Below are 10,732 nucleotides of genomic sequence, written 5' to 3'. Positions count from 1 at the left end.
CGGGGTCACGCCGGACAATGGTGACCCCGCCATGAAGGGTCAAGCCGCGTGACCGTCGCATCCCTCTCGCCAGAAGGCGAGGCATCCAAGGACGGACCGACCGAGAACGCCCTGCTGGGCGGAAGGGTTCGCCTGTTGCAGCCCGCGCGGGGTTATCGCGCCGGCATGGACGCGGCCCTGCTGGCGGCGGCGGTGGCGGCCGGGCCCGGGGAGACGGTGCTGGAGGCGGGCTGTGGCGCGGGCGCGGTGCTGACGCAGATCGCGGCGCGACGGCCGGGCTTGGGACTGGTCGGGGTGGAGCGGGACACGGAGGCGGCGGGGCTGGCGCGCCGGAACGCCGAGTTGAACGGGATCGGCGACCGGATGACGGTCGTCGAGGGCGACGTCGGGGCCGGGTTCAAGGCGCTGGGCCTGCCGCGCGCCGATTGGGCGGTATCGAACCCGCCGTTCTTCGACGACGAAGGGGCGCTGCGAGCCCCCTCCCCCGCCAAGCGCGGGGCCTGGATCGCCGACGACGGACTGGCCGCCTGGGTGGGCTTCCTGACGGACGGGGTGAAGGACGGCGGGCGGATCGTCCTCATTCATCGGGCGGACCGGCTGGCGGACCTTCTGGGCCTGCTGGGGGTGAAGTGCGGGTCGTTCGGCGTCCGACCGGTGCAGCCCTTCGCCGACCAGCCTGCCAAGCGGGTCCTGGTGCAGGCGATCCGGGGCGGCCGCGCGCCGCTGCGGCTGCTGCCGGCGCTGGTGTTGCACGATCGGTCGGGTACCAAGCATACGATGCAGGCCGAGGCGATCCTGACGGGGGCCGCAGACCTGGGGTTCTGATCGTTTTCCAGACTGGGAGTGAGAGTCCGAAAAAAGCGACTCTCACTTCCCTCACCTCGCTCTCGGACGCGTTCATGAGGACCAGCCTAACCATGGCATACGTCAAAATCGGACGTGGCTGGACCGGTCCGCGCGTTCGGCGGTATGGCCCACCCATGTCCCTTCGCCCCCTGTTCATTACCCAGGCCTATGAGGCCAGCCTGGCCGGAACGCCCGGCTTCGCCGCGTTCAACGCCGCCCTGGCCGACGCCTGCCGCATGCTGGCGGTCGAGGATGCGGCCGGGCGGGCCTGGTGTCGGGCACACGGGTATCGCGGATACACCTCGTACGGCTCGCTTAACGACCTGCCGCAAAGGCTGCCGGAGTTCGCCGAGCTGAAGCGGCATCTGGACCGGCACGCGCTGGCCTACGCCAAGGTGCTGAACTTCGACCTGGCGAGGAAGCCCCGGCTGGATACGATGTGGGTCAACATCCTGAAGCCCGGCGGATCGCACAGCGGCCACATCCACCCCCACGCCTTCCTGTCGGGCACAGTCTATGTCGAGGTGCCGGACGGGGCCTCGGCTCTGAAGCTCGAGGATCCGCGACTGACCATGATGATGGCGCGGCCCAGCGTCCGGCCCGACGCGCCCGAAGCGGAGCAGCCGTTCGTCTACCTGGCACCGCAAGCAGGCACGGTGCTGATGTGGGAAAGCTGGTTGCGGCATGAGGTGCCAGTGAATGGGGCGAAGAGCGAGCGGATTTCCGTAAGCTTCAACTATGCCTGAGGCCGTGTAACCTTCGCCGCTCACCTGCCGTAACGGGCCGCACGTGACCGACCGCGAAGCCCAATTGAAAGCCCTGATGCTCCGCGGACTGGAGGGCGACGCCGCCGCCTGGCGGTTGTTGCTGTCCGACATGGGGGCGCACCTACGTCCCTTTTTCCGGCGCCGCCTGTTCAACGGGGGTGCCGATGCGGAGGATCTGGTGCAGGAGACCCTGATCGCCATCCACGCCAAGCGGGCCACCTGGGACCGCAACCAGCCCTTCACCGCCTGGGCCTTCGCCATCGCACGCCACAAGCTGATCGACCATTTGCGCCGCCAGGGCCGCCGCCCCAGCCATCCGATCGAGGAGGCCGGCGAGCTGTTCGCCGATCACACCGTCGAGGACGGCGCGACGCGCGCCGACCTGACCCGGGTGCTGGCCCACCTGCCGCCGCGCCAGCGCCGCCTGATCGAGGACGTGCGCCTGAAGGGCCTGACCGTTGCTGAGGCCGCGGAACGACACGGCTATAGCCTCACAGCCGCCAAGGTTTCGATTCATCGATCCATGAAATCCCTGAACGCCCGCTTCGCGCCCGCGTCCAACGACGGGTCTGCCCAGGAGGGGGCCGACAATGAAGACTGACGACCTGATCGAGGCGCTGGCCGCCGACCTGCCCGCCGCCAAGCCGCGCGAGGTAGAGCGGCGCATCCTGCTGGCGCTCGCGGCCGGGGGACTGCTGATCGTCATGGGTGTGGGGCTGTGGCTCGGGTTCCGGCAAGATCTGGGCGCGGCGATGATGGGACCTAACTTCTGGATGAAGGCGGCCTATTCGGGGGCCCTGGGCATCGTCGGCTTCTGGCTGCTGGACCGGCTGGGGCGGCCGGGGGCGAGGATTGTGGGGCCGCTTCTGGCGCTTGGCATCATCCTGATCGCGGCGGCCGTGTTCGCCGTCATGGAGTTCATGAGCATGCCCGCGTCCGAACGCGTGCCCGCGATGATGGGCGAGAGCGCGGCGGAGTGCGCGCCCCTGATCCTGATCCTGAGCCTGATCGCAGCGCCTTTCGTTTTCGGCGCGGCCCGGGGGTTTGCTCCCATGCGGCCGGGCGCGGCGGGGGCGGCGGCGGGACTCCTTACCGCCGGACTGGCCACGACGCTGTATGGCCTGCACTGTCCTGAGCATACGGCCGGGTTCGTGGTGGTCTGGTACTCGCTGGGCATCGCGGCGACGGCGGCGGTCGGAGCCGTGATCGGGAAGGTGCTATTCCGCTGGTGATCAGGGTGCGGCCTTCAATCCGCCCTGCCCCGCTCCTATCTCGTTTGCCCTGACGCGCGCCGGTCGCTAAACCCGCGCCGACCTCCTCACACGCTTGAACGACAAGGGCGCACGCACCTCATGGCGCAGCAATACATCTTCCAGATGCAGGGTCTGACCAAGACCTTTCCCGGCGGCAAGAAGATCTTCGAGAACATCTGGCTGAGCTTCTACAACGACGCCAAGATCGGCGTGGTCGGGGTCAACGGCTCGGGCAAGTCGACGCTGCTGAAGATCATGGCCGGCCTGGACAGCGAATTCTCGGGCGAGGCCAAGGCCGCCGACGGCATCAAGCGCGGCTACCTGGAGCAGGAGCCGCAGCTCGATCCGAACCTGAACGTCCGCGAGAACGTCGAGGCCTGGTGCGAGGAGAAGCAGTGGGTGAACCGCTTCAACGAAGTGGCCGCCGAGCTTGGCGAGAACTACACCGATGAGCTGATGGAGGAGATGACGTCCCTCCAGGAGAAGATCGACGCCGGCGACGTCTGGGACATCGACAGCCGCATCGAAATGGCGATGGACGCCCTGCGCTGCCCGCCCGACGACTGGGCGGTCACCAACCTGTCGGGCGGCGAGAAGCGCCGCGTGGCGCTGGCGCGGCTGCTGCTCTCGAAGCCCGACATGCTGCTGATGGACGAACCGACCAACCACCTGGACGCCGAGTCGGTCGCCTGGCTGCAGCATCACCTGGAGAACTTCCCGGGCTGCGTGATCCTGGTCACCCACGACCGCTACTTCCTGGACCAGGTGACCAAGTGGACGCTGGAGCTCGATCGCGGCAAGGGCATCCCCTACGAGGGCAACTACTCCGGCTGGCTGGAGCAGAAGCAGAAGCGCGTCGTTCAGGAGCAGTCGGAATCCGAGGCCCGTCAGCGGGCGCTCACCCGCGAGCTGGAATGGGTACGATCGGGCGCCAAGGCCCGCCAGGCGAAGTCCAAGGCGCGTCTGGCGGCCTATGAGAAAATGGTCGCCGAGCAGGAGAACAGCCGTCAGGCCCAGTCCTTCGCCGTCATCCAGATCCCGCCCGGCCCGCGCCTGGGCAACGTCGTGCTGGAGGTCGAGGGGCTGCAGAAGTCCTATGGCGACAAGCTGCTGTTCGACAACCTGACCTTCAAACTGCCGCCCAACGGCATCGTCGGCGTGATCGGGCCGAACGGCGCGGGCAAGTCGACCATGTTCAAGCTGATCACCGGACAAGAGACGCCGGACGGCGGTTCGATCCGCGTCGGCGAGACGGTCAAGCTGGCCTACGTCGACCAGTCGCGCGACGCGCTCGATCCAAACAAGACCATCTGGGAGGAGATCTCGGGCGGCACAGACGTGATGCTGGTGGGCAAGCGGGAGATCAACTCGCGCGCGTATGTCGGATCGTTCAATTTCAAGGGCGGCGACCAGCAGAAGAAGGTCGGGCAGCTGTCAGGCGGGGAGCGCAACCGCGTCCATCTGGCCAAGACGCTGGCGAGCGGCGGCAATCTGATCCTGCTCGACGAACCGACCAACGACCTGGACATCGAGACGCTGCAGAACCTGGAAGAGGCGCTGGAAGAGTTCGCGGGCTGCGCCGTGGTCATCTCCCACGACCGCTGGTTCCTGGACCGTCTGGCGACCCACATCCTGGCCTTCGAGGGCGACAGCCACGTCGAGTGGTTCGAAGGCAACTTCGAGGCCTATGAAGAGGACAAGAAGCGGAGGCTCGGAACGGACGCCCTGATCCCGCACCGGATCAAGTTCCAGAAGTTCGGGCGGTAGACGCCGTTCACGACCCATGCCCCACCGCCCGGCCCTGCTGATCGCGTCACGCGCCCTGGCCCCCGTCGCGCCTTTTCTGGAGCCCGCCTATCGGGTGTTTCGCCTGTGGGAGGGGCCGCCGGTTGAAGCGACGGACGACATCACCGCCGTCGTCGTCGCAGGCGAGGACGCGCTGGACATGGCCGTGCTGGAGCATCTGCCGAACCTCAGACACGTGGCCTGCTTTACCTCGGGCTATGACGGGCTGGATCTGGACTGGTGCCGGGCGCGAGGGCTGATCGTCACCCATGCGCCGGCGGTGAACCACGAGGATGTGGCGGACCACGCGCTGGCCCTGGTGCTGGCGGCGCGGCGCCGCATCGTCGACGGCGACCGGATCGTGCGGTCGGGCGGCTGGGTGATGGAACAGCGGCTGATCACGCCGTCCATGCGCGGACAGCGCGTCGGCATCGTCGGGCTGGGGGCTATCGGCGAGGCGGTGGCCCTGCGGGCGGCGGTGATGGGATGCGAGATCCGGTGGTGGGGGCCGCGTGACAAGGCGCAGGCGGCCTGGGCCAAGGCGGAATCGCTGATCGACCTGGCGCAGGCTTCGGACATCCTGGTCGTGGCCTGTCGGGCGGATGCGACGAACCGGAGGCTGATCTCGGCCGGGGTCATCGAGGCGCTGGGGCCGAACGGGCTACTGGTCAATGTGGCGCGCGGGTCGCTGGTGGACGAGGACGCCCTGATCGCGGCCCTGAAGGCCGGGCGGCTGGGCGGGGCTGCGCTGGACGTGTTCGAGACCGAACCCACATCGGCGGAGCGGTGGTCGGATGTGCCCAATGTGCTGCTGACGCCGCACACAGCTGGGGCGACGATGGCGGCGGTGCAAGGCATGCTGGCGCTGCTGGTCCGAAACCTTCAGGCTGTGGCGGCGGGCGAGCCGCCCGTGTCGCCTGTTCCATGAGTTCGCCTGTGACCGACATCGCCACCGAGACCGACGCCCTGATGCTGGAGTGTTTTCCGATGCGGCCGGACCCGCCGCGTCTGGTGCCCGGGCGGCCTGAGCGGGACTGGATGGATGAATTCGCGGGGCGCCATCCCTATCGCTGCCTGCCGCTGACCATGGCCAACACCACGGGGTGGGAGCTGCTGTGTCCCTTCGGCTTCGAGGCCGAGTGGGACGGGCGTATGGGGGCCGACGCCATCCAGTTCAGGCCGGACGCGGATGCCCTCTACTTCGAGCACTTCGCGCAGTCGCACTTCACCGAAGGTGTGCTGACGTTTCACACCGGCTGGATGTTCCGCACGCCCGAGGGCTGGGGCATGCGGGCCTCGGGGCCACCCAACCGGGCCAAGCACGGCATCTGCGCGCTGGAAGGCATCACCGAAACAGACTGGCTGCCCTACCCCTTCACCATGAACTGGCGTTTCACGGCACCCGGCGTGATCCGATTCGAGAAGGACGAGCCGTTCTGTTTTCTGCAGCCTGTGCCGCACCACCGGATCGAGCGGTTCCAGCCGGTGCGGCGCTCGCTGGACGACGACGGCGACCTGGCGGTGCAATACCGCAAGTGGTCGGAGGTCCGAACCGACTTCAACACCCGCATGGCTGCGGGCGATCCGGAAGCCGTCAAGCAGGCCTGGCAGAGGTTCTACTTCCGGGGCGAGTTCCCGGATCAGGTCGGCGTACGGACCGTGGATCACGTCAACAAGCGCCGCCTTGCGCCCCTGCCCGAGGCACCTCAGCCTTCGCCGCCGGCGAGAGCGCATGTGGGCTTCACGACCTGGTCGGCGGTCGGCGCGGCCAAGGCGATCACAGACGGCGGTAAGGCCTAGTCGGCCTCGACGCCCCGGCGGACCTGACGCTCCTCGAGACTGACAGAACCGTCGCCGTCGGCGTCCATTCGCTGGAAGCGCCAGGCGACGACGGAGCGAAACTCGTCCTTCGTCAGGCGGCCGTCGCCGTCGCGGTCGGCGCGGGACCAGTTGCGGGCGTTGGGTAGGGTCGCGGCGGCGGCCTCAAGCTCGGCGGTCGTGACCACCCCGTCCGAATCGGTATCAGCGCGGTCGAAGCCGCGTTCGGCGCGGGCCAGCATCTGGTCCAGCGTCATCGGCCCCTGCTCCGCCTGACGGCGCTGGACCGGACGCGGGGGCAAGGGCCGGGGCGGCAGGGCTTCGACGTCCAGCGCCGCTTCTTCCAGCAGGGCTTCTTCCGGTGCGTCGGCAGGCTCCTCGATCGGGGCAGGATCGACGGCCGCGGCTTTGGCCTCCTCTTCACGCGAGCAGGCGGCGAGCGACAGGGCTGCAATCGATACGAGACAGAGGACGAGGCGCATCAGACGGCTCCGGCAAGACAAGCCTGACTATAACGTCCCATCCCGCGTGCGCCGTCGCGGCATTTCTCGCTTCACATCATATAAGGATATCCTTATATGATTATCGGATGAGCCTGACCGCTGATCAGACCGTGGATGTTCTGCGTGCCGCCGGAGAGCCGACGCGGTTGCGGGTGCTGTCATTGCTGGCCGGCGAGGAGCTGTCGGTCATGGAGCTTTCCCGCGTGCTGGACCAGAGCCAGCCGCGCGTATCGCGCCACCTGAAGCTGATGGCGGACGCAGGGCTGATCGAGCGGTTCCCGGACGGGGCAAGGGTCTTCTATCGGGTGTCGCACGAGCCCGATGTGCGGCGTCTGATCGACACCATCCTGGACGGACTGGATGACGCGGCCGGTGCCGCCGACCACCGCCGGCTGGACGAGGTGCGTGACGAGCGCGCCGCCGCCGCCGCCGCCTATTTCGAACAGATCGCGCCCAGCTGGGACCGCATTCGGTCGCTGTATGTGTCCGAGACGGCGGTCGAGAGCGCGATTGAGCGGGCGGCGGGGCCGGGACCGTTTGAGCGGGTCGTCGATCTGGGCACCGGTTCGGGCCGCATGCTGACCCTGCTGGGCAAGAAGGCGCGCATGTCGATCGGGCTGGATCTCAGCCAGAACATGCTAAACATCGCCCGCGCCAATGTCGCCCGGGCCGGGCTGGACAAGGTCGAGCTGAGGCACGGCGACATCTTCGCGACCCGCCTGCCGGCGCAGTCGGCGGACCTGGTTCTGGTGCATCAGGTGCTGCACTACCTGGCCGATCCGGCGGCGGCCGTGGCCGAGGCCGCGCGGCTGGTCATGCCCAGTGGAAAACTGCTTATCGTTGATTTCGCCCCCCATGAGCTGGAGCGGTTGCGAGACGAGCATCAGCATCGTCGTCTCGGCTTCGCCGACGAAGAGATCGGGCGCTGGCTGGGTGACGCGGGCCTCAAACCCTCGGCGAGCATCGCCCTGCCCCCGGATACGGCGGGCCTGACCGTTACCATCTGGACCGCCGAGAGACCGGCCGTCGCCAACCGGAGCGTCGCCTGATGGCCGCCACATCCCTTGCCGCCGCACGTGCGCTGCTGCTGTCGCCGCTGGGACCCGTGGCGCGCGCGGGCGAGAACCCGAACCCGGTAAGGGTCTCGTTCGAGTTCTTCCCGCCCAAGTCTGACGAGGCCGAGGCCACGCTGTGGAAGTCGATCCGGCGACTTGAGCCGCTGAACCCTGCCTTCGTCTCGGTGACCTATGGCGCGGGCGGTTCGACGCGCGAGCGGACGCATCGGACGGTCCAGCGCATCCTGACCGAGACCACCATGAAGCCCGCCGCCCACCTGACCTGCGTGGAGGCCAGTCGAGACGAGGTCGATCAGGTGATCGGCGAGTACAAAGCCATCGGCGTGGACCATATCGTAGCCTTGCGCGGCGACCCGCCCGGATCGGCGGTCAGCGGTGGATCGGGCATCGGTGGGGCCTATCAGCCGCGCGCGGACGGCTATGCCAACGCGACGGAACTGGCCCGCGCGATCCAACGCATCGGCGGGTTCCAGACGTCGGTCGGCGTCTATCCGGAGAAGCATCCGGAGAGCCCGTCGATCGAGCACGACATCGATGTGATCAAGGCCAAGGTTGATGCGGGCGCGACGCGAGCGCTGAGCCAGTTCTTCTTCGACATCGACGCCTTCCTGCGGTTCCGCGACCGGGTTCGGGCGGCCGGCGTGACCATTCCCCTGATCCCCGGGATCATGCCCGTGTCGAACTTCGCCGGATTGCAGCGGATGAGCGCCTCGTGCGGGGCGTCGGTGCCGGCATGGCTGGCCGCCCACTTCGAGGGGCTGGACGACGATCCGGAAACGCGCAGGCTGGTGGCGGCGTCGGTGGCGGCCGAGACCTGCGCGCGGCTGCAGGAGGAAGGCTTCTCGGACTTCCACTTCTACACCCTGAACCGCGCCGACCTCGTCTACGCGATCTGCCGGATCCTGGGCGTGCGCGAACAGAGGGCCGCCGCATGAGCCGCGCAGAACGCATCGCCCAGCTCCACGCCGCCGCGAAGGACCGCATCCTGGTGCTCGATGGATCGTGGGGCGTGATGATCCAGCGGCGCGAGCTGTCGGAAGAGGACTTCCGGGGCGACCGCTTCACGTCTCACAACGGCCAGATGAAGGGGAACAACGACATCCTCTGCATCACCCGGCCCGACGTCATCGCCGACCTGCACGACCAGTATTTCGCGGCGGGGGCCGACATCTCCGAGACCAACACCTTCTCGGCCACGACGATCGCCCAGGACGATTATCACCTGGATGCGCAAGCCGTGTGGGACATCAATCTGGAAGGCGCGAAGCTGGCCCGCGCCGCCGCCGACCGCTGGACCGAGAAAGAGCCGCACAAACCCCGCTTCGCCGCGGGTTCGATCGGGCCGCTGAACAAGATGCTGTCGATGTCGTCGGACGTGAACGATCCGGGCGCGCGGCTGGTGACCTTCGACCAGGTCTATGAGGCCTATCGCCATCAGGTGAAGGCGCTGAACCAAGGCGGGGTGCACCTGTATCTGATCGAGACCATCACCGACACGCTGAACTGCAAGGCGGCGATCAAGGCGATCAAGGATCTGGAGGACGAGGGGATGGAGCCCCTGCCCATCTGGATTTCGGGCACCATCACCGACCGCTCGGGCCGCACCCTGTCGGGTCAGACGGCCGAGGCCTTCTGGAACAGCGTGCGCCACGCAAAGCCGTTCGCCGTGGGCTTCAACTGCGCGCTGGGGGCCGACCTCATGCGGCCCTTCATCGCCGAACTGAGCCGGGTGGCCGACACCCTGGTTGCGGCCTACCCCAACGCCGGCCTGCCCAACGCCATGGGCCAGTACGACGAGGAGCCGCACGAGACCGCCCACTTCATCGAGGAATGGGCGCGCAGTGGCCTGGTCAATATCGTCGGTGGCTGCTGCGGCACGACGCCAGAGCACATCCGGCATGTGGCCGAAGAGGTGGCGGGCGTGACGCCGCGCGAGATTCCGGAGCGACCGGTGGCGCTGAGGCTATCGGGGCTCGAACCCTTTGAAATGGTAGCGTAATGCGTCCCACCTTCATCAACGTCGGCGAGCGGACCAACGTCACCGGCTCGGCCAAGTTCAGGAAGCTGATCGTCGAGGGCGACTATTCCGCCGCACTGGACGTCGCGCGCCAGCAGGTCGAGGCAGGGGCCCAGATCATCGACGTCAACATGGACGAGGGGCTGCTGGACGGCGCCGTCGCCATGCGGACCTTCCTCAACCTGATCGCGGCCGAACCCGACATCGCCCGCGTGCCGGTGATGATCGACTCTTCCAAGTGGGAGGTGATCGAGGCGGGCCTGAAGTGCGTCCAGGGCAAGCCGATCGTCAACTCGATCAGCATGAAGGCGGGCGAGGCGGAGTTCCGCGAGCAGGCGGTGAAATGCCTGCGCTATGGCGCCGCCGTCGTGGTCATGGCCTTCGACGAGGTGGGCCAGGCCGACACCGCCGCGCGCAAGATCGAGATCTGCACCCGCGCCTATCGCATCCTGGTCGACGAGGTCGGCTTCCCGCCCGAGGACATCATCTTCGACCCCAACATCTTCGCCGTGGCGACAGGGATCGAGGAGCACGACAACTATGCCGTCGACTTCATCGAGGCGACGCGGGCGATCAAGGCCACCCTGCCCTACGCCCGCGTGTCGGGCGGGGTGTCGAACGTGTCGTTCAGCTTCCGCGGCAACGAGCCGGTGCGGCGGGCGATCCA

12 protein-coding genes are annotated in these 10,732 nt (G+C 67.8%); 11 read left to right on the top strand and 1 reads right to left on the bottom strand.

The window, feature by feature from the left end; translation table 11 throughout:
* The first annotated feature begins 48 nt into the window (after positions 1-48).
* The 7 genes from IP78_RS06975 to IP78_RS06945 all read left to right on the top strand — a co-directional run bounded on the left by IP78_RS06975 (position 49) and on the right by IP78_RS06945 (position 6,451).
* The gene (locus IP78_RS06975) at positions 49-825 is read left to right on the top strand and encodes a tRNA1(Val) (adenine(37)-N6)-methyltransferase (protein WP_054110978.1); all 777 of its coding nucleotides are present in this window, start codon (positions 49-51) and stop codon (positions 823-825) included.
* A 155-nt stretch (positions 826-980) separates the two neighbouring features.
* Entirely contained in the window at positions 981-1,592 is a 612-nt protein-coding gene (locus tag IP78_RS06970) for a TIGR02466 family protein (protein ID WP_054110977.1), read from the top strand.
* Between the two features lie 43 nt (positions 1,593-1,635).
* Positions 1,636-2,214, top strand: coding sequence for a sigma-70 family RNA polymerase sigma factor (locus IP78_RS06965; protein WP_054110976.1), 579 nt, complete (start codon positions 1,636-1,638; stop codon positions 2,212-2,214).
* On the top strand, positions 2,204-2,845 hold the full coding sequence (locus IP78_RS06960; RefSeq protein ID WP_054110975.1) for an NrsF family protein: 642 nt from the start codon (positions 2,204-2,206) through the stop codon (positions 2,843-2,845). Before IP78_RS06965 ends, IP78_RS06960 begins: the two co-directional genes overlap by 11 nt.
* Positions 2,846-2,965: 120 nt before the next feature.
* Entirely contained in the window at positions 2,966-4,633 is a 1,668-nt protein-coding gene (gene ettA / locus IP78_RS06955; RefSeq protein ID WP_054110974.1) for an energy-dependent translational throttle protein EttA, read from the top strand.
* A 16-nt stretch (positions 4,634-4,649) separates the two neighbouring features.
* Entirely contained in the window at positions 4,650-5,579 is a 930-nt protein-coding gene (locus tag IP78_RS06950; RefSeq protein ID WP_054110973.1) for a 2-hydroxyacid dehydrogenase, read from the top strand.
* Positions 5,580-5,617: 38 nt separating this feature from the next.
* Positions 5,618-6,451: a DUF6065 family protein gene (locus IP78_RS06945; protein ID WP_231680948.1), complete on the top strand. Its 834-nt coding sequence runs from the start codon at positions 5,618-5,620 to the stop codon at positions 6,449-6,451.
* Here the strand turns inward: IP78_RS06945 and IP78_RS06940 are convergent.
* On the bottom strand, positions 6,448-6,951 hold the full coding sequence (locus IP78_RS06940; RefSeq protein WP_054110971.1) for an EF-hand domain-containing protein: 504 nt from the start codon (positions 6,949-6,951) through the stop codon (positions 6,448-6,450). The two genes, IP78_RS06945 and IP78_RS06940, sit on opposite strands and share 4 nt — an antisense overlap.
* Positions 6,952-7,058: 107 nt before the next feature.
* Between IP78_RS06940 and IP78_RS06935 the strand changes: the two genes are divergently transcribed.
* The 4 genes from IP78_RS06935 to IP78_RS06920 all read left to right on the top strand — a co-directional run.
* Positions 7,059-8,021, top strand: a complete 963-nt coding sequence (locus IP78_RS06935; RefSeq protein ID WP_054110970.1) for a metalloregulator ArsR/SmtB family transcription factor — start codon at positions 7,059-7,061, stop codon at positions 8,019-8,021.
* On the top strand, positions 8,021-8,983 hold the full coding sequence (gene metF / locus IP78_RS06930) for a methylenetetrahydrofolate reductase [NAD(P)H] (RefSeq protein WP_054110969.1): 963 nt from the start codon (positions 8,021-8,023) through the stop codon (positions 8,981-8,983). Before IP78_RS06935 ends, metF begins: the two co-directional genes overlap by 1 nt.
* Positions 8,980-10,047, top strand: coding sequence for a homocysteine S-methyltransferase family protein (locus IP78_RS06925; protein WP_054110968.1), 1,068 nt, complete (start codon positions 8,980-8,982; stop codon positions 10,045-10,047). Before metF ends, IP78_RS06925 begins: the two co-directional genes overlap by 4 nt.
* Positions 10,047-10,732: dihydropteroate synthase (locus IP78_RS06920; protein ID WP_197272399.1), on the top strand; the 686-nt coding region annotated here is incomplete at its 3' end. The genes IP78_RS06925 and IP78_RS06920, both read left to right, overlap by 1 nt.

It is taken from the genome of Brevundimonas sp. AAP58, from assembly GCF_001295975.1.
Classification (GTDB): Bacteria; Pseudomonadota; Alphaproteobacteria; order Caulobacterales; family Caulobacteraceae; genus Brevundimonas.
Note: the sequence above shows the minus strand (reverse complement) of the source record. Positions and strands in the feature narration are given on the sequence as shown.

Bases quoted from the DNA above. Each gene is read 5' to 3' on its own strand.
- IP78_RS06950 (WP_054110973.1), top strand. From the start codon at position 4,650: ATGCCCCACCGCCCGGCCCTGCTGATCGCGTCACGCGCCCTGGCCCCC.
- IP78_RS06970 (WP_054110977.1), top strand. From the start codon at position 981: ATGTCCCTTCGCCCCCTGTTCATTACCCAGGCCTATGAGGCCAGCCTG.
- IP78_RS06935 (WP_054110970.1), top strand. From the start codon at position 7,059: ATGAGCCTGACCGCTGATCAGACCGTGGATGTTCTGCGTGCCGCCGGA.
- IP78_RS06960 (WP_054110975.1), top strand. From the start codon at position 2,204: ATGAAGACTGACGACCTGATCGAGGCGCTGGCCGCCGACCTGCCCGCC.
- metF (WP_054110969.1), top strand. From the start codon at position 8,021: ATGGCCGCCACATCCCTTGCCGCCGCACGTGCGCTGCTGCTGTCGCCG.
- ettA (WP_054110974.1), top strand. From the start codon at position 2,966: ATGGCGCAGCAATACATCTTCCAGATGCAGGGTCTGACCAAGACCTTT.
- IP78_RS06940 (WP_054110971.1), bottom strand. From the start codon at position 6,951: ATGCGCCTCGTCCTCTGTCTCGTATCGATTGCAGCCCTGTCGCTCGCC.
- IP78_RS06925 (WP_054110968.1), top strand. From the start codon at position 8,980: ATGAGCCGCGCAGAACGCATCGCCCAGCTCCACGCCGCCGCGAAGGAC.